Genomic DNA, 17,535 nt, shown 5'->3' with positions numbered 1-17,535 from the left:
GCGCTATAACAGAAAAGAGGGCGTTTTCATACATTTAGTCACAAACTGTATCACAATCTGTACCATTATTTAACTTTTCCGTAAATTTGAAGGTATATGGTAGAACTTCAATGTGGAACTCTACTTCGTTATTTTGTTGAGTGTAAAAAACGATACCAGTAGAATATTGATATTTCCCTTTTACTTTTTCATTGGTGATTTTTGATAATGCTATTTGTTTCATTATTTTGGCTATATAATATTTCTCAGTTCGCTGATTGATATCGATAGTCAGCCGATAATTTTCTAAAATAACTAACATCAAGGAACTACACACTAAGAAAATCAAAAGTGTAGTTATCAAGATATTCGCTTGATTATGCCGTTCCATCTTTGCTTTTTGTCCAAACGCCTTCATACTCCTCCCCATTTTCAAAAGATATCAAAAAAGACACTGTCGTCTCATTTTCTTTTACGATCCATGTATTGACAGCTGTCAGCATGGGTTGATGGCCTCCATTTCGACCTCGTTTGCGTATCATATTTTTGTATTGCTCGATAGAATAAGCTTTATCGGAGATTTCATAATAGACACGATCATCTTTGACTAGGATATTTTCACCATGTTTTATTTCTTCTTCAAACTGCACTAAAAAAATCAACCATTCTTTTTGGTCTTTTCTTTGTAAATACTTATTTACTTGATTTGCTTGATTGATCAACAAAGTCATCGATAGGAAGATACTGCTTAAAACAACTAATGAAATCAGACATTCGATCAGTGTAAAGGTAGGTTTATTTTTGGAGGATCTCAATGGTATCCTCCTCCTGCGTGATTTTCACTTGTTGTATCCCATTTTGGTTTGACTCAATCACTGTTTTACTTTTCGGCTCAACGATTGTCCTACTAGGTAACTGTTGATGTTTCCGAAAAGTTTTGACATCTTCATATAATCTACGTACTAGCAAAACTCTTCGATTGTTCTGCTTGTCTAACTGTAATAAAAATCGATTGCTTGAACTTACCAAATAGATACAGGCAACTGTGACTGTTAACGCCATCAGCGTTTCTAATAATACAAAACCACTTTTATTCGACTTTTTTAAGATAATGACCACTTCCCATTTGGAATTGATAGCTGATCAACTGTTTTTCTTCCTTCCAGTAAAACTGATACGCATTTAAGGAACTTTCGTTTCCAGTTTTTGCAGCAAATATAAGTGTTGGGGCCCTTCTCACTTCAATTTCTTTAGGTATCTTCAATATTGTCCAACTGCTCATTTGCTGTGGAACTGTAAAAATGATCTGAGCTTGTTTGTTATCATAGGCGATCGTTGTGTTTTCCTGGTTAACGATTGCTGCTTTTTGTGTGGCATAAATTCTTCTTTCAAATTGATCAAAGAACTGATAGGCAGCTAATCGTGTTTGCCACGATGAAATAGAAACGAATGGAAAGATAAACAAACTTGATATAATGAATAGAACAAGTAGAGTTTCTAGTAATGTGTGCCCAGGTGGGTCATGCTTACTTTTTATTATAAGCATCTGCATGTTCTTGTTTGATATACCCTTCTTTCAATAACTCAGCTATCGTAGGGACCTTTCCGTTATTTTGTAACGAGTATAGCTCCTTTTGTGCATCGATCAATTGAAGCACAGCCGCCCTTCCTTCTTTATTTACATGATCCCGATACCGCGAAATATTAGGAATAAATAACAAAACTAAAGCACTGATCACTAGTAACACAATAAGCATTTCTATCAGTGTGAAACTGGCAAGTTCCCGATTAAGAAAAAGTCTTTTTTTCTTGGTCACGCTCATAATAAAACCTCCTCGATGTTTCCATATACAGGCAGTAGAATTGCAGCATAAATCAGTAGGATCAAACCAGCGATCCCGAAAAAAAACAGTGGTTGTATCCAATGGAGTATTCGATTGATCTTTTGAAAAAAATGCCGTCTGGTCAATGAGCTATAAAATAATAACTCCTTTCCAAGTTGTCCCTTTGCTTCACCTTGTAAAATAATTTGACTAAAATCTTCGGTAAAGAATGTATAACTTTGAAATTGTTCAGCCAAAGGAATCCCTAATTCAAGTCCTTTAGTTAGTCGAAAAGCCAGTAATTGGATCAAACTTCCTTGTCTTGTTTCCTTCAAGCAATAAATGATTTGACGTAATTCTAATCCTTCATAGAATAATTTTCCTAATTCAAGAGCAATATAAGAAGATTGATAGAGTGAGAACATTCGCCCGAAAAATACTAGTTGACTAAACCAAGTATATTTTTGTATAACATCCATTTTAGTCAATCGAACCTGAATAAAAATCAGTAGAAGTCCCCCGACCAAAAATGTTCCAAGCAAATACCAATGGAAAGTTTTTAGAAATACTATCCCCCAATGTGAAGCTGCGACCATATCCGTAGCAAGGAGTTGTGGCAAAACCATTTGCCGTAAAGCAGCAAGTATTCCCAGTAAAAAAATCAATAATAGACAGGGATAACTGATCATTTTTTTCAATTCTTTACGAAATTCTTCAACCAATCGAAATTGTTCAGCTATTCCTTTCAATGTTTCAATTAAATTCCCATGCGTCTCTGCTAACTCGACTTGCACTAATTTTTCAGAGCTGAATCCCATTTGTTGCAATACATCATAAAATGGATGTCCTTCCTGTAGCAACCGCTGTGCATTTTGTAAATGGATCTGGGTTATTGCTTGGATTTTTAAGAGGATCGTTATTGCCTCTTGGATACTGAATCCATTCAAGAGTAATTCTCCCATCAATTGAATATATTTTGCTTGTTCTTTGATAGACATTTTTTTAAAACGTTGTGGTCTGCCAACACGCTTTTTTTGCCTCTTCACGACTTTCTTCCCACCCCTTCTTTACAAATCCACTATATGAGAAATCATAGGCCCACAAAACTGCTGCCGATTGAAATTGATCCAACAAAATTTCTTGATAGATCACTCCTGCTAAACATTCAAATAAATCTTGGTTCTTTCCCATCAATTCAGTCATCTTGGCTTCTACTCCCTCTAGACAACGGGCGTGTACAGTAGCATAGACACGATGTCCAGTCAATGCTGCTCTTACCGCAGTATCCGCTGTTTGTTTATCTCTTATCTCCCCTATGATCAATAAGTCCGGACGGTGCCGCAATGAAAGTTTTAGGAGTTGTTCATACGTTTGGTCGATTTTATTGTTAACTTGTAATTGCAGAAATAATGGTTCTTCGATTTCTACTGGGTCCTCAATTGTAATGACTTGGAGGGTCGTTTCACGTGCTAAATAATACATCAAGGATGTTTTTCCTGAACCAACAGGACCACTGAATAAATAGAGACCTCTTTCTTTCGTATAAGTATCGATCATTTTGAAATCACGTGGGCAAAAACAACGAAAATGCTTTGCTGACAAATCGTACAATAAACGAATAACTAAGCTTTCTCTTTGTAAATAATCACCCACCGAAGACAAACGTAATCTAATTTGTCTTTCTTCCAACGGATAGGTCAACGAACCTAGTTGTGATTTTCGCTTTTCACCAATATCCATTTCTCCTAAATACTTAAATCGAGAAATCAATTGTTGTCCTAATTCAAAAGATACTTCTTGTTGAAATGTTCGCTTTTTACTATATCGATAATAAATCGTAAACCCTGATCCACTTGGTAAAATATAGATATCTTGTACATTTTTTTCAAAACTTTCTTTGATTAGTTCATTCGAAAAAACTTTTATGTCCATTCGCTTCCCTCCATAAAAAACATACGTCTTTTTCCAACTTTTATTTGTATTCTGAATTATTCTTTTAAAAATCATTGGCAAAATCCGAATTTATGTTATACTAGTAAAAATTTATTTTGGAGGGTCTAAAGTGGATTCATTACTCGAAAAACATATTTTAATCGCTGGAAAAAAACAACTCGCAGATCTAGTCATAAAAAACGCAAAAATTATCAATGTTTTTACAAAAGAAGTCATGGAGGCTGATGTTGCTATCTGTGATGGGATGATTGTTGGAGTAGGAGACTACGAGGGAAAACAAATTTATGATGCAAAAAATAAATATCTGGTACCAGGTCTAATCGACGGCCATGTACACATTGAAAGTTCCTTGTTGTCACCAAAAGAATTCGCGAAAGTTTCACTGATCCACGGGGTTACTTCCGTGGTTACTGATCCTCATGAAATTGGAAATGTTGCTGGAAGTACAGGCCTTGATTTTATGATCGATGATGCTAGAAGTGTTCCGATGAATATATTTGTCATGTTGCCTTCTTGCGTCCCAGTCACACCATTTGAAACAAATGGAGCGACTCTCGATGCTGCTTCATTTATCCCATTTCTGGAACGGCCGGAAGTCCTCGGTCTTGCAGAAGTCATGAATTATCAAGCAGTCGCAACGAACGAGGCAACAATCATCGATAAATTACGATTAATGAAGAATAAAAATAAAAAAATCGATGGTCATGCTGCTGGTATCCATGGAGACGATCTAAATGTTTACTTGGCAGCTGGAATCCGTACAGACCATGAGGCAACAACTGCTGAGGAAGCAAGAGAACGTCTAGCATTAGGCATGTATTTGATGATTCGTGAAGGAACCGTTGCAAAAGATCTTCACGCATTATATCCGGCAATCACTCCCGAAAATTCACGTCGCTGCTTATTTGTCACTGACGATAAATTGATTGACGATCTCGTTTCTGAAGGATCGATCGATCATATTATTCGGCAGGTGGTCCAATTGGGAATGGACCCACTACAAGCTATCCAGATGGCTACTTTAAATGCAGCAGAATGCTTTGGACTTGACCATTTAGGGGCGATTGCTCCTGGATATCAAGCTGATTTCTTCTTAACCGATGATTTAACTACTTTACCGATCGTTGATGTCTTCACCCAAGGAAATTTAGTAGTGGAACAAGGCGAGATAATCCAAGATAGATTTCCCACACAACCAAATCCATTTACAGATAACTTACCAGCAATGAATGTCAAACCCTTATCTAACACCTCTTTTGCTCTACCGATACACTCAGAGCAAGCACATGTGATTGAAATCATTCCCAACAGCTTATTGACGAATGATTTGATAGAAACGGTTTCTGTAAAAGGCGGATTCTTTGAACCTTCGATCGAAAATGATTGGTTAAAGATCGCAGTTATTGAACGCCACCATCAAACAGGAAATATCGGTGTCGGTATCGTCAAAGGATTCCAATTGAAAGACGGTGCGCTTGCAACGACAGTCGCTCATGACTCCCACAATATAGTTGTGGTAGGAACGAACGATGAGGATATGCTCTATGCGGCAAACCAGTTGATCAAAAAAGGTGGAGGAATGATTGCTGTCAAAGCTGAAAAAGAATTAGCTTGCCTCCCATTACCAATTGCCGGCCTAATGTCCCAAGATCCTTTTTTAGAGGTGACCACACAGTTGGTTTCTCTAACCAAAGAAGCCTATAAATTAGGAGCAAGTCAAGCCTTCGATCCCTTTTTGACTCTTTCTTTTTTAACTTTGTCTGTCATTCCCGAGTTAAAAATCACTGATAAAGGGTTGTTCTCCTTTTCTAAATTCAATTTGATCGAACCTTCGATCAAAAAAGGATAATCTACTTTTCTAGGTATTTAATAAATAAAAATTGAAAATACAAACAAGGTGGGACAAATCTAAAAATCAGGTTTTTCGGAAATTTCAAAAAAAACGTGGGACAAAAGTAAGAAACACTTTTGTCCCAACCTCTTTTCTCTCCAATTTCTCAAACCTAAACGACTTTTTTCTCGACCACTTTATATTTTTCCGTACCGCTAAATCATGATAAACGATACTTCAACTTATTTTGTTTTATCTTTAAATTGTGCTTCAACTCGATAAATCCTTTGTCCTCTTGAAGAAAATTTTTCTTCATATTCAGTCATGATATTTCCTGCAAAATCACTTTGGTGCAGATCAAGCCATACTTGCTTGATGACCATTCCATATTGAGAAAAACTTGCTAGTGAATATTCAAATAACCCTTGATTGTCTGTTTTAAAGTGGATCTCCCCTTCAGGACGTAAAATCTGTTCATCCACAGCTAAAAAAGTTTTGTAGGTCAAGCGACGCTTTTCATGTCTTTTTTTAGGCCATGGATCAGAGAAATTCAAGTAGATTTGGTCTACTTCACTATCTGAAAAATACTCCGTCAGTGCTGAGCCATCGACATGCAATAGTTTCAAATTAGGTAATGGTTCTTCAAGAAGCTTGTCTAAAGCGATCGACACAACGCTCACTTGCATCTCCACCCCGATATAATTGATTTCTGGATGTGCTTTTGCCATTCCTGTGATGAATTGTCCTTTTCCCATACCAATCTCGATATGGATTGGTTGATCATTTCCAAATAGTTCGTGCCATTTCCCTTTCCATTTGGTAGGCTCACTGATGACAAGATCTGGGTGTGCTGCTAACATTTCTGCAGCTCCTGGGCGATTTCGTACGCGCATGAAACTTTCCATTCCTTTCTTAGTTAAAAAAATAAAGATCAGACAAAGTGAAGTTAAACTCTTCTGATCTCAAATTAAAAATACACATGTTTTATTTTTGTTTTTTTCTGGTGATGCATCGGTATTTACGACTTTTATCAACCGCTGAATACCCGCTTCAGCTGTAGAATTTCTTCGTTCATTCTCCGATGATCATCCCGTTTACAATATCTAGTGATCTCTTGAAGCAGATTCATTGCAGCATACCAATGCAATTTCTCAAGTATTTCATCTGTCGGTCTGATGCCATAACTGATAAGCCACTGATTCCAATTAGACAACGGTACATAATTCCCTAAAATCGTGGCGAGATCGACCGCAGGATCCGCAAACATGATTGAATCCCAGTCAACTAGATATAAATAATTTTTACATACTAACCAGTTACGATGATTCACATCTCCATGCACCACTGCAAAATCTTCTTTATCCGTATGTGGAAGCTGTTGACGTAAAAACTGATGAACAATTTGTAAGAATTGATTGTTTTTAAGCATCTCAGGTAAATCTAATTCATAGTGCTTCAACATTTTTTCTGGAGTCATTACTTTACCGCCAATACGTGTCAGCATTGTCTTCAATGATGTTGAGTGATGCAAATGATACAATACATCAATGACGTCATTTCTTTGCCCGATTTCATTGGGTGTCAATAAACGTCCTTCTAACCATTCTTGTGCTGTTAAAGTATCCCCATTCCCAGTACGTTTTGTCCATACTAGCTTTGGCGTGATTCCTTCTCGGGATAGTGCAGCAAGCATTGGAGTCGTGTTTCGTTTAATAAAGACCTTGTCTTCATCACGCATGCCTATGTATGTTTTTCCCGTATCACCTTTGATGGGGCGTAAACGCCATTCTTGGTCTAACTGAAACTCCATCATGCATTCTCCCGTCCTCTTAACTCTATGTTTTGCAGTACTTATTATTCTAGTCGCCTAAGCCGCGAACGTCAAGCACATATACGTTCTTTTTCCATCATTCAGCTTCAAAAAACCATCTTTTATCAAAAAAAGAGAACGAAAAGAGGTTGGGACAGAAGTGTTTAACTCTGAGAAATAAGAAGAAATCAACGAAAATGGCTTTTCAAATTTTTGTGGATTTCGGCTTATTTAAGAAGGAGTTGCTTCTGCTCCCACCGTTTATTCGTTTTTAAAGCATGAGACAAAAGTATTTCTTACTTTTGTCCCATGCTCTCTTTCATCTTCTTTTTTCCGTTTTTTATTCTTGTATCTCTTCAATCATCCATTTTTTTGAGTCTAGCGGGAGCATACAGCCCAACAAACAGTCCCGCAACCACTAGATAAATGATCAGAGGGATCACTTTTTCTACTCCACTTAGGACAATGGCAGCCAGCAACCCAAAAAGAATTGCTACTGCAAGAAGTACTCCTAATAATAATTTTTGAATCGCTCGTTTCTTCTGCTCTTCTTGAACTGGGTATAGTTTAACGAGTGTCATATAGCGAAATTGATTGTATAAAGGAAGAAGCTGAAATCCAATCAGGTAAATGAATAATGCTCCGATACCACTGATAAAATAAACGTCAGACATACTGGCTATCAGAATACCACCGATCAACGTCAATCGAAAAACAAGCCCACTAAAATCAGTTCCTCTAACAAATCTTCTCATATAAAGGTAATAATATGTGTTCGCTGGTGTTTTACTGATTCTTTCTAACAAAGGATCGAAGTACTTTCTTCTTTTAACTTTGGAAGTGATTTCTGGAACATCCGTAAAAAGATTGATGAATTGATAAATTTGATGTAAACGATGTTCTTCGATCTGCACCATTTTTTCCCAATCCAAACGACGATCCATTTTTTTCCATAAGAACCAGCCATAGATAATAGCTTGAGCGATTGCACCTACAAGTCCTATCCAAATCCAGTAAAAAGAGAAAAAGAGCATGAGTAAGCTAGATACAGCCCATGCGGCTTTCCACACAAGTAACTGGCGGTTGTCGATCCGAAACACTTCTGCTCTTTTAATTTGTAACTGACTACTTTTCATACACCAGAGCATGATCAAATAAAAAAAGAAGACTGTAAAAGGTCGCCCCGTAGAAACAACGAGTAAAGGCATAGAAAAGCCACAGATCAAGCCTAAAAAGATGAACGGAAAAATACATGAATAGCGAAAGGCTTGCTGTAAATAGCCGCGCATTTCTTCTTCTTTAGGTAATAGAAAAACAATATCAGCCGCACGAGTAAAAGAAGCAAACTTTCCAAAATATAGGCAAAGAAGCCAAAATACAGAAAGGATCACTCCGCCTAATTGAAAAGGGGTCGTTAGCGTTTTTAGCCAATTAGAATAATAGAAACCTACCCCACCGATTAGAAATAAACAGATCAGTACAAAGTGATCATTTAGGACATATCGCATATATTTCATCATTTTCTTCTGATGCTTCGCTAATCGTAATTGAAAAAAATTATTCATCTTGCTGCTCCTTTGTTAAAGAAAGATAGATTTCATCTAACGAAGAACCAGGTAGTTGGAATTCCTCTTGCAGATCGTTCAACGTTCCATTCGCACGTATCTCTCCATTATGCAACACCACAAAGCGATCACAATATTTTTCTGCTGTTGCTAAAATGTGTGTGGACATCAAGATGCCAGATCCTTCATTTTTCATTTCCACCATCAATTCCAGTAACGCATTGATTGCCAAAGGGTCTAACCCTAAAAAAGGTTCATCAATGATATATAAGGAAGGCTCAATTAAAAAAGCACATAAAATCATTACCTTTTGCTTCATTCCTTTTGAAAAGTTAGCTGGAAACCATTCTAAGCGATTCTCTAAGCGGAAAGTATGCAATAATTTTTTCGCTCTTCTCATCGCAGTTTCAAGTGGGATATTATACGCCATCGCAGTAATTTCAATATGTTCTCTTAAAGTGAGTTCTTCATAGAGAGAAGGTGTTTCGGGAATATAACCGATTTGTTTTCGATAAGCTTCCGTATTTTTATTCAAAGTAAGATCGTTGATTGAGATCGTTCCCTTTTTTTGCTCCAAAAGCCCGATAATGTGTTTGATCGTTGTACTTTTCCCAGCACCATTCAACCCGATCATTCCCACCATCTCACCTGGGTTCACTCTGAAACTGATATCTTTTAAAACGGGTAGATGACCGTAGCCCCCCGTGACATTTTCTAATATTAAACTCATAAATTTCCCTCCGTAAGTATACTGCTATTATTATACCACGAAGAAAATCGAGTCAATTTATTTTTTTTCATACATTCCTTTGAACTTATGGTAAAGTTAAACTAAAGAATTATTTCTAATGGAAAGGATGTTTCAAATGGAAAACTGTATCTTTTGCAAAATTATCAATCAAGAAATTCCTAGCTATAAAGTCTATGAAGATGAAAAAGTATATGCCTTTTTAGACATTTCTCAAACAACAAAAGGTCATACCCTTGTCGTTCCCAAGAAACATGTTTCAGATATTTTTGACTATGATGAAGAATTAGCAGCAAATGTTTTTTCACGAATCCCTAAAATTGCCCGCGCAATCGAAAAAGCTTTCCCAGAAATGGAAGGTCTAAATATCTTAAACAATAATCGAGAACTTGCTTATCAGTCTGTCTTTCATTCACATATCCACTTGGTACCTAGATACAGCAAAAAGGATGACTTCTCTATTCATTTTGGCAATCATCAAGAAGATTATACAGCTGAGACCTTAGCTAGTATCCAAAATGCTATCCAAAAGCAGGTGAATACCCATGATTAAAAATTTTCTCAAAGGTCTTATCTTTGGCGCAGCAGTAGGTGCAACATCGGGTCTACTATTCGCACCCAGAAGTGGCAATGAGACAAGAAAAAAACTAATCACTGAAGTCGACGAAGCAACTGCTTTGACGAACGAATTAAATAACAGTCTTAATCATTTTAAGCATGCCTTAGTAGAAACAAAAGAAACCGCAAATTCTGTTATTCCTGCTTTCCAAAATGCTATGAAAAAGGATATTGAAAATTTTAAATTTCAAGCAGAACCAAGGATTGCTCAAATCCAAGAACAGGTAGAAAAATTGTCTCAAGAACTTCCGAACGACTTACAATAATACGTTTTTTTTAATAATCATGGGACATATTTTATCATTTTTTAAAATTTAAATGGTGAATGTGATGAAAATTTGAATTTTATTTGAAACTATCGTAAGAACGGTTTTATTGAGAATTTTATGTGGTATAGTTATATATGTAAAAATAATAATAAATTACAGGAGAGCAGAATTGAATGAAAAAAAATAAAATAATTTTAGCAGCAACTAGTGCGTTGGCTGTGTTGGCACTAGCAGCTTGTTCAGGTAGTACAGATAAAGATATTGCAACAATGAAAGGTGGAACCATTACTGTTTCAGATTTTTACGATGAAGCAAAAACTTCTTCTGCCAATCAACAGTTAGTTCAAAACATGATCATTTATAAGGTTTTCAATAACAAATATGAAGATAAAGTATCTGACAAAAAAGTCAATGCCGAGTATGACAAACAAGCAAAAAGCTACGGCGATACATTTGAATCTCAATTGGAAGCAGCTGGCTATACAAAAGACAGCTACAAACAAACAATCAAAAATAATCTAGTCTTACAAGCTGGAATCAAGGATCACATCAAGCTGACTGACGAAGATTTGAAAACTGCATGGAAATCTTTCCATCCAGAAGTAGAAGCTCAAATCATTAAATTAGGTAGTGAAGATGATGCGAAAGATGTGAAAAAATCAGCTGACAATGGTGATGATTTTACAAAATTAGCAAAAGAAAAATCAACTGACACAACAACAAAAGAAGACGGCGGAAAAGTCAAGTTTGATTCTCAAAGCAAGACTGTTCCTACAGAAGTACAAGAAGCTGCATTTAAACTGAAAGATGGCGAAGTATCTGATGTCATCACTGCTACAAATGCAAGTACTTACGCAACTGATTACTATGTAGTAAAAATGGTGAAAAACCAAAATAAAGGCAATGATATGGACAAGTACAAAGATGAAGTAAAACAAATCGCTACTGATACAAAACTGAATGACCAAGCTTTCCAAACAAAAGTCATTTCAGAAGAATTAAAAGCAGCGAATGTTAAAGTGAAAGATGATTCCTTCAAAAATGTCCTAAGTGCATTTACTACAGAGTCAGGTAGCAAGAGCACTTCCGATTCAGAAAAAGAATCAACTAAATCAACTAAATCTTCTGAAACAAAAGAAACTGAATCAACAAAAGCTTCAGATACTGAAGAAAGCACTACAGAATCATCAAGCAAATAAACAAAGGGAATGTAGGACAAATCTAAACATCAGTTTTGCTACAAACTCTTGAGTAAACGGCGTTCAAAAGTCAAGCCTTTCGGAAATATCAAAAAAAAAACGAACAATACAAAAAACGTATTGTTCGTTTTTTTTTCCAATTTCTCAAGCCTAAACGACTTTTGTCTCGACCTCTTTTTACCAATTGATTCCTAACATTACAGTAACGATGAGTGAAAAAGTCATTACGATTCCTAGAAATATCCCTATCGTTGTCAATGCAATCAGTCCGATTTTTGAATGATTTCTGATTTTATACGCCGTGTATAGCAGACAAAGGGCAAACAATAATCCTAGTAGCCAAATCAATAATAACTTTTTCCGATCATCAAAACTTTGAATAACTTGTTCCAATCGTCCCACGTCCCAACTGAATGATTCTCTAAATAAGTATAATCATACACATACTTGTTTTACAATACAAAAAATGTTTAAGACGAAATAAAAGCACGTGTCCTGCTAAAAGGACCACCAAGAGTTAAATCAAAAATCTAACTCTTGGTGGTCCTTTTATTCCCGCAAAGTTGACTACGTACTTTCTATTTATATATCTTTAGGTACATAAAAACTACGATTGTCCATCCCAAAAATACGATCTGTGTATTTACCTGGCTCTGTTTGTCGTATAGAAGTCAGCATCATTTGCATTGAAGCATCGATGTTATCGATTTGATGTAGAACTTCTGCCTCCATTATCCGAGGTCTTACTGGCGATCCATATTCTAGTAACCCATGATGAGCCAACACCATATGTCGCAAAACTAAAACATCTTCATCCGCCTCATTGATTTTCAACGCCACACAGGCCTTTGTAATTTCCTCGTCCACTAATACCAAATGGCCTACAAGGTTACCAGCCAACGTATATTCGGTACTCATTGGCCCTGATAGTTCAATAACCTTTCCAAGATCATGCAAAATGATTCCTGCATATAATAGTGCCCGATTCAATTCCGGATACTCATCTGCAATGGATTTGCCTAAGTGAAGCATGGTCAGTGTATGATAAGCTAGCCCACTAGCGAATGCATGGTGATTTCGTTTAGCTGCCGGAAACTCAAAAAATTGTTTTTGGTACTTGTTGAGTAAATGACGAACAATTCGATTCCAATGCGCATTTGTGATTTCAAACAATAATTGATTGATTTCTTCTTCCATTGCTTCTTTTTTCATTGGTGCTCGTTCCATATAAAGACTTGGTTCACTTGGTTCATCGATTTTCGTTAAACGCATGTGTAAAATTTTCACCTGAGGGTTTCCTTGATAAACTTCTCTTTTACCATTAAGGAACACCACTGTCCCAGCAGTAAATTTCTTTATTTCATCTTCGGAGGCATCCCAATATTTTCCGTCAATTGTTCCCGATGTATCTTGAAAAGTAAATGCGATAAATTTTTTCCCGTTTTTTGCGATTCTAACATCAGCATTTTTTATTAGAACAAACAGTTCAAACTGTTCATCAATAACTAATTCACGAATTTTTTTCATTATTTGCTCCTTCTAGTATATTTACAGCTTGTTTTAGCTCTTGGTAATAGCTTACCATTTCTTGGTCAGAAGAAAAACAAATTACCTGATACTTTTCCCCAAATTCGGCTAAAAGTTTTGCCAATTGGTACTTCCGCTGATGATCGTAATGCAACCAACCATCATCTATGATGATCGGACAAATGGAACGCTTAGCTTCTAATGATAGATAAGCAAATCGCATAGCCATGATCAGCTGATCTTTCGTACCCGTTGATAGCTCATAAATTGGATACTCCGTACTACCATCTGTTAATGTCAATGTGTCATTTTGTAATAAAATTTCGTGATAATGGTCTTTAGTCAATACTCCTAAATAATCACCTGCAATTTTTAATAACTGAGGGAGTTGCCGTTCACTCATTTCGGTTGAAAGATCACCTAAAAATGTCGCTGCAATCGCTAAGCCACCCCACTCTTCGAATAACTGTTCCAATTGTGATTTTACTAAACTAGCTTCTTGGTATAACTCATCTAGTGTCCCATCTCTTTGAAGTTCCTCTACTTGTATTTTCAAGCGTTGGCGTTTTTCGATGCTTTCTTTTTCCTCTAATTGATAGCTGTACCGTTCTTGCTGATACGTACGCAATTCTTGGCTCAATTGTTCTCTTGTCTTGCTCTTTGGAAAAAGAGACGTTAGCATTTCGGTTAATTCAGTCAATCGCTTAAGATGCGTTTTTGTTTGTTTTGCCTTTTGCAGATACACAGGTACTTCTGATGGATACATAAGTCCAGCTTTTTGTAATTGTCCGTTATACTCAGCCAACAATGTTTTCTGTTTCTTTTTAAGCTGATTGATTTCTTGCTTCAATAAGGTATTTTGTTGATAACTTCTCGCAAATTTCAACTGTTCCATCGTTTCGACAAACTGAGCAAGTAATCCCATTTTTTCAGTCAACTGCCGATCATGTATCGGTAGCCATTCCTTCACGATCTCCAATTTACTTTCGACTAGCAATAGCTTTTGTTTGATTTCCTTTACACGTACCTGTTTTTGTTCAAATAGCTCCAGTAACCTTTGGTAATCGGATACTTCCTGCCCATAAGTTCTCATCGCTTCAAATGTATTCATCTGTGCCAAGTGATTCCTAGAAGAAAACTCTCCTATTTTTTTTTCGAATACTTGCTGTTCAGTGAAGCATTTTTTATTCTTCTGGTTAAGTTCTTCTATTTGAGCAAGTACACTGTCTAATTGCCCCAGTTTTTCTTGCCACATTCCTTTAACTTCAGCTAGATTGCTCTTTTGTCCTATTTCTCTTTGCTTGTACAAATAATAAGCCACGTTTCCTACTACAAATAAGAACGGCACGAGCTTCCAAGGCATAGGAATAAAAAACGCAATCACTATGAATATTGCCGAAATGACAATCAATTGTAGGTTCATCTTTGGCTGACTACTTACCGGTTGGCTATTTATCAATTCTGGATGCTCTTCTTCTATTTTATTTATTTCCGTTTCAAGTGCTAGTTGCTGTTCTTCTACGATTTCAGAGCGAATAGACAATTGATTCCTTTTTTCACTTAATGATCGGTGCTCCGTTAAAAGTTGCTGCCATTCTTCAGTATACAAGAATTCTTTTGGTGCTTGCTGCCTCAACCAGTGCCAACGTTGCTCTAAAATTTTCAGTTCAGATTCTGTCTCTCTTTCTTCTATTTGAAGTCTTTCCCACTCTTTGAGAGATTGTTCCACTTGATTTTGTTGCTTTAGTATTTCTTTTAATGTTTCTTCATTTTCTAAATAAAAATAATAGCGAGCAGATTGTTGATCCATGCCACTATGTTTTTCGAGAGTCGTTTCTAATTCATCTAGGCGCTCCGTCATCTGTTGATACCGTTTAGAAAAATCCTCGAGGTCTATCAATAATTTTTCTTCTGGAACTTCTGATAATGACTTGCTTTTTAAAGTTTGCCATTCTTCATATAAAGGATAATTAAGTTCTTGCTGTTTGATCTGACTGATTTTTTCATTTATTTTTTGAAGTTTTTCTTGTAATACTGTTTGTTCTTGACTATAACTCTGCTCTTGTTGCACTAATTGGCTGAAATAAGCTTCTTGATTTTGTTTTTGTTGAACTTTTTCTTGCAACAACTTCCATTCATTCAATTTCTGGTTAATGAGCAATTTTTGGCCCTTCTTTTTAAATAGCTGCTGGGCTTCTTGAAAATAATCCTGTCTTTTTTGGAAAACTTGCGAGCTACCAGTAATACCTAAAGAAATCAAAGCATCATGTAGTTCCTTTTCTCTCAGGTATTCCAGCTCGGTCAACTGTTCTTGTTGAAAAGTAAAAACCTGCTGAAAGAGTTCCTTTGTTAAAGGCGTGATCAGTTTTTCTAATAATTCATCACTGCCTACCTGCTCATTAAAACGCACCTTAGCTTTGCCTCGGTTTTGTTGCTTGTAGCGTTCAACCATGATCTCTCCATAAACAGGATGTTCAAGCCAAAGCTTTCCTCCATAAGCGGAGCCATCTTTAGGAGTGTAATCCTTTTTCTTCTTTCCCTTTGAAGGAAAGCCAAATAAAATGGCTTGAATAAATTGGTAGATTGTTGATTTACCAGCCTCATTCTCCCCATAAATCAACTGATTCCCAGAAGTAAAGTCAAAGCTTTTTTGTCGCCACTTGCCAAAAGCAGCAATCTCAATTCTTAAGATTCTCATTCTTTATCCTCCTCGAACACAAAATCTCGATCGAGTAATTCTTTTGCTCTATTTAATGTTTGCTCCTGATAGTTTGGTATTTCATGGATTAATCGAAGAGCTTCTGAATGGCTGTACATTTCATTTAAGATTTGTTGAAAAATCTCAGGTGAATGATATGTCTCAAATAGTTGTTCCAATAAATCTTCTGACACCGATAAAGAAACTCGATTCGGCAATTCTTCATTCACAATAGAAATACGCCATACATAGATATTTATCAGATTGGCAGACAATTTATCTGTTAAGTAGTCCAATAGTTCTCCTGATTGGATCCTTTCGATGACTTCATGACTCAAATGAGTGTAATCAACCACTTTGATATCTAGCAAAGACAGTTTGGTGGAAGTAGTTTCAAGTTGTGTTTTGAAGATACTCAAAATGTCTTGGGTAGTTTTCGCCAATTTCAAAGAGATCGTTTTCTCTTCCCAATAAACTTCTGCCACTTCGAGCGTTTCGATTTGACTTCTCCCTTGGTCTAATTCCACAAGTAAAATTGAGCGCGCACTCGTTTCTTTTTGTGTATGTCCTTGAGGTGCTCCAGGATAATTGATCGTTCCATGCTCATTTAAGTCCATAGGCACATGGATATGTCCCAATGCCCAATAGTCATAGCCTTTATCCTGCATTTGTGAAACATGAAAAGGAGCATAATTTCCTTTTTCGTTTGCTCCTATCTCCCCATGATACATTCCTATATGATAGTCTACTGAATCCCTCAATGGAAAATCCACTACTTTATTCTGCTGGATCCACTGATGAAGATAGCTGAATCCACTGATTGCTACTTCTTCTTTTGATTTACTGATCAACTTTTTAGTTTCAACACTCTCTGAAGTAAAGAGATGTACGTTATCAGGGAATTTAAACCAATACCTTTCCTGTTGGTAATAATCGTGATTCCCAAATATCATATATACATCAATATTACTTTGGTTCAAGCGTTCCATTTGGTCAACGAAATGTTTTTGGATTTTCAATGAAGGACGAGGCTGGTGAAAGCTATCTCCAGCCAATAAAACAAAATCAACCGCATGTTTTATTGCTTCATCCACAATGTTTGATAAAACATTTAAATTGGCTATTAATAACCTTTCCTGTACTCGCTTATCCAAATTTACTAATCCCTCAAATGAACGGTCCATATGTAAATCAGCTGCGTGAATGAATTGAATCATCGAAAATCCTCCTTTTTGATCAAAGTAAGCTCCTCTAGAGCATTTTTCATTTTTCTATTTAATAAAACTAGTGATATTTCGAGCTATCTATCCTATTTATCATACCATTTTCCTTCGTTTTTTTCATCTAAAACCGAAAATTTGTTCCCATCGTTTTTTTCTCTAATCAAAAAAACATACAAAAAAGCAGATGAACTTTCGTTCATCTGCTTTTACCATTTGCGTGGCGACGTCCTACTCTCACAAGGGGCAACCCCTCACTACAATCGGCGCTAAGAAGCTTAACTTCTGTGTTCGG

The 17,535-nt window shown here is 36.4% G+C and carries 19 protein-coding genes and 1 rRNA gene; 4 read left to right on the top strand and 16 right to left on the bottom strand.

The annotated features are described in order from the left end of the window. Positions 1-34: 34 nt before the first annotated feature. Genes comGG through comGA form a run of 7 tightly spaced genes read right to left on the bottom strand, consistent with a single transcriptional unit; the run spans position 35 to position 3,734 of the window. A complete protein-coding gene (gene comGG / locus FGQ66_RS12545) occupies positions 35-370 on the bottom strand; it encodes a competence type IV pilus minor pilin ComGG (RefSeq protein ID WP_249361103.1) in 336 nt (111 codons plus the stop codon). Then, on the bottom strand, positions 357-794 hold the full coding sequence (comGF, locus tag FGQ66_RS12540; RefSeq protein ID WP_138302536.1) for a competence type IV pilus minor pilin ComGF: 438 nt from the start codon (positions 792-794) through the stop codon (positions 357-359). Before comGF ends, comGG begins: the two co-directional genes overlap by 14 nt. Continuing rightward, the gene (locus FGQ66_RS12535) at positions 775-1,041 is read right to left on the bottom strand and encodes a hypothetical protein (RefSeq protein WP_192918935.1); all 267 of its coding nucleotides are present in this window, start codon (positions 1,039-1,041) and stop codon (positions 775-777) included. Before FGQ66_RS12535 ends, comGF begins: the two co-directional genes overlap by 20 nt. A gap of 28 nt (positions 1,042-1,069) precedes the next feature. Next, the gene (gene comGD / locus FGQ66_RS12530) at positions 1,070-1,531 is read right to left on the bottom strand and encodes a competence type IV pilus minor pilin ComGD (protein WP_138302535.1); all 462 of its coding nucleotides are present in this window, start codon (positions 1,529-1,531) and stop codon (positions 1,070-1,072) included. Next, positions 1,506-1,802: a competence type IV pilus major pilin ComGC gene (gene comGC, locus FGQ66_RS12525; protein WP_005877344.1), complete on the bottom strand. Its 297-nt coding sequence runs from the start codon at positions 1,800-1,802 to the stop codon at positions 1,506-1,508. Before comGC ends, comGD begins: the two co-directional genes overlap by 26 nt. Next, positions 1,799-2,848, bottom strand: coding sequence for a competence type IV pilus assembly protein ComGB (gene comGB, locus FGQ66_RS12520; protein WP_138302534.1), 1,050 nt, complete (start codon positions 2,846-2,848; stop codon positions 1,799-1,801). Before comGB ends, comGC begins: the two co-directional genes overlap by 4 nt. Then, entirely contained in the window at positions 2,805-3,734 is a 930-nt protein-coding gene (gene comGA / locus FGQ66_RS12515) for a competence type IV pilus ATPase ComGA (protein ID WP_138302533.1), read from the bottom strand. Before comGA ends, comGB begins: the two co-directional genes overlap by 44 nt. A 130-nt stretch (positions 3,735-3,864) precedes the next feature. Here comGA and ade point away from each other — a divergent pair, with 130 nt between their 5' ends. Beyond that, positions 3,865-5,604 (top strand): adenine deaminase, encoded by a 1,740-nt coding sequence (gene ade / locus FGQ66_RS12510; protein WP_249361102.1) that lies wholly within the window; start codon positions 3,865-3,867, stop codon positions 5,602-5,604. 224 nt (positions 5,605-5,828) lie between these two features. On the opposite strand, the gene trmB is transcribed toward ade, so the two are convergent. The 4 genes from trmB to FGQ66_RS12490 form a co-directional block, all read right to left on the bottom strand. Further along, positions 5,829-6,479 carry a tRNA (guanosine(46)-N7)-methyltransferase TrmB gene (gene trmB / locus FGQ66_RS12505; RefSeq protein ID WP_005877350.1) on the bottom strand — a complete coding sequence of 217 codons (651 nt, stop codon included), beginning with the start codon at positions 6,477-6,479 and terminating at the stop codon, positions 5,829-5,831. 137 nt (positions 6,480-6,616) lie between these two features. Continuing rightward, positions 6,617-7,399 carry a phosphotransferase family protein gene (locus FGQ66_RS12500; protein WP_016176902.1) on the bottom strand — a complete coding sequence of 261 codons (783 nt, stop codon included), beginning with the start codon at positions 7,397-7,399 and terminating at the stop codon, positions 6,617-6,619. Positions 7,400-7,752: 353 nt separating this feature from the next. Continuing rightward, the gene (locus FGQ66_RS12495; RefSeq protein ID WP_138302531.1) at positions 7,753-8,961 is read right to left on the bottom strand and encodes an ABC transporter permease; all 1,209 of its coding nucleotides are present in this window, start codon (positions 8,959-8,961) and stop codon (positions 7,753-7,755) included. After that, positions 8,954-9,691: an ABC transporter ATP-binding protein gene (locus FGQ66_RS12490; protein WP_138302530.1), complete on the bottom strand. Its 738-nt coding sequence runs from the start codon at positions 9,689-9,691 to the stop codon at positions 8,954-8,956. Before FGQ66_RS12490 ends, FGQ66_RS12495 begins: the two co-directional genes overlap by 8 nt. Before the next feature lie 136 nt (positions 9,692-9,827). On the opposite strand from FGQ66_RS12490, the gene FGQ66_RS12485 reads away from it, so the two are divergent. The 3 genes from FGQ66_RS12485 to FGQ66_RS12475 all read left to right on the top strand — a co-directional run bounded on the left by FGQ66_RS12485 (position 9,828) and on the right by FGQ66_RS12475 (position 11,795). Then, positions 9,828-10,262, top strand: coding sequence for an HIT family protein (locus tag FGQ66_RS12485; protein ID WP_005877359.1), 435 nt, complete (start codon positions 9,828-9,830; stop codon positions 10,260-10,262). After that, a complete protein-coding gene (locus FGQ66_RS12480) occupies positions 10,255-10,593 on the top strand; it encodes a YtxH domain-containing protein (RefSeq protein WP_016176900.1) in 339 nt (112 codons plus the stop codon). The genes FGQ66_RS12485 and FGQ66_RS12480 overlap by 8 nt, the downstream gene beginning before the upstream one ends. 176 nt (positions 10,594-10,769) lie before the next feature. Beyond that, positions 10,770-11,795: a peptidylprolyl isomerase gene (locus FGQ66_RS12475; protein WP_005877363.1), complete on the top strand. Its 1,026-nt coding sequence runs from the start codon at positions 10,770-10,772 to the stop codon at positions 11,793-11,795. 177 nt (positions 11,796-11,972) lie between these two features. Here the strand turns inward: FGQ66_RS12475 and FGQ66_RS12470 are convergent, their stop codons facing one another. From FGQ66_RS12470 to rrf, 5 genes are all read right to left on the bottom strand, one after another. Next, entirely contained in the window at positions 11,973-12,197 is a 225-nt protein-coding gene (locus tag FGQ66_RS12470; protein WP_227644961.1) for a hypothetical protein, read from the bottom strand. Positions 12,198-12,377: 180 nt separating this feature from the next. Beyond that, positions 12,378-13,322 (bottom strand): 3'-5' exoribonuclease YhaM family protein, encoded by a 945-nt coding sequence (locus FGQ66_RS12465; RefSeq protein WP_005877368.1) that lies wholly within the window; start codon positions 13,320-13,322, stop codon positions 12,378-12,380. Then, positions 13,306-16,020, bottom strand: a complete 2,715-nt coding sequence (locus FGQ66_RS12460) for an ATP-binding protein (RefSeq protein WP_138302529.1) — start codon at positions 16,018-16,020, stop codon at positions 13,306-13,308. The genes FGQ66_RS12465 and FGQ66_RS12460 overlap by 17 nt, the downstream gene beginning before the upstream one ends. After that, the gene (locus FGQ66_RS12455) at positions 16,017-17,237 is read right to left on the bottom strand and encodes a DNA repair exonuclease (RefSeq protein ID WP_081134870.1); all 1,221 of its coding nucleotides are present in this window, start codon (positions 17,235-17,237) and stop codon (positions 16,017-16,019) included. The genes FGQ66_RS12460 and FGQ66_RS12455 overlap by 4 nt, the downstream gene beginning before the upstream one ends. A 221-nt stretch (positions 17,238-17,458) precedes the next feature. Next, positions 17,459-17,535: ribosomal RNA gene (gene rrf / locus FGQ66_RS15855) — 5S ribosomal RNA — on the bottom strand; the annotation flags it as partial.

This window comes from Enterococcus sp. BSD2780061688st2 D3, assembly GCF_005844145.1.
Lineage (GTDB): Bacteria > Bacillota > Bacilli > Lactobacillales > Enterococcaceae > Enterococcus_B > Enterococcus_B durans.
Note: the sequence above shows the minus strand (reverse complement) of the source record. Positions and strands in the feature narration are given on the sequence as shown.

Excerpts from the sequence above, each read along its gene's own strand:
- comGC (WP_005877344.1), bottom strand. The coding sequence starts at position 1,802 with ATGAGCGTGACCAAGAAAAAAAGACTTTTTCTTAATCGGGAACTTGCC.
- FGQ66_RS12495 (WP_138302531.1), bottom strand. The coding sequence starts at position 8,961 with ATGAATAATTTTTTTCAATTACGATTAGCGAAGCATCAGAAGAAAATG.
- FGQ66_RS12485 (WP_005877359.1), top strand. The coding sequence starts at position 9,828 with ATGGAAAACTGTATCTTTTGCAAAATTATCAATCAAGAAATTCCTAGC.
- FGQ66_RS12455 (WP_081134870.1), bottom strand. The coding sequence starts at position 17,237 with ATGATTCAATTCATTCACGCAGCTGATTTACATATGGACCGTTCATTT.
- FGQ66_RS12490 (WP_138302530.1), bottom strand. The coding sequence starts at position 9,691 with ATGAGTTTAATATTAGAAAATGTCACGGGGGGCTACGGTCATCTACCC.
- comGA (WP_138302533.1), bottom strand. The coding sequence starts at position 3,734 with ATGGACATAAAAGTTTTTTCGAATGAACTAATCAAAGAAAGTTTTGAA.
- FGQ66_RS12460 (WP_138302529.1), bottom strand. The coding sequence starts at position 16,020 with ATGAGAATCTTAAGAATTGAGATTGCTGCTTTTGGCAAGTGGCGACAA.
- FGQ66_RS12475 (WP_005877363.1), top strand. The coding sequence starts at position 10,770 with ATGAAAAAAAATAAAATAATTTTAGCAGCAACTAGTGCGTTGGCTGTG.
- FGQ66_RS12480 (WP_016176900.1), top strand. The coding sequence starts at position 10,255 with ATGATTAAAAATTTTCTCAAAGGTCTTATCTTTGGCGCAGCAGTAGGT.
- FGQ66_RS12500 (WP_016176902.1), bottom strand. The coding sequence starts at position 7,399 with ATGATGGAGTTTCAGTTAGACCAAGAATGGCGTTTACGCCCCATCAAA.
- comGG (WP_249361103.1), bottom strand. The coding sequence starts at position 370 with ATGGAACGGCATAATCAAGCGAATATCTTGATAACTACACTTTTGATT.
- FGQ66_RS12535 (WP_192918935.1), bottom strand. The coding sequence starts at position 1,041 with ATGGCGTTAACAGTCACAGTTGCCTGTATCTATTTGGTAAGTTCAAGC.
- FGQ66_RS12465 (WP_005877368.1), bottom strand. The coding sequence starts at position 13,322 with ATGAAAAAAATTCGTGAATTAGTTATTGATGAACAGTTTGAACTGTTT.
- comGD (WP_138302535.1), bottom strand. The coding sequence starts at position 1,531 with ATGCAGATGCTTATAATAAAAAGTAAGCATGACCCACCTGGGCACACA.
- trmB (WP_005877350.1), bottom strand. The coding sequence starts at position 6,479 with ATGCGCGTACGAAATCGCCCAGGAGCTGCAGAAATGTTAGCAGCACAC.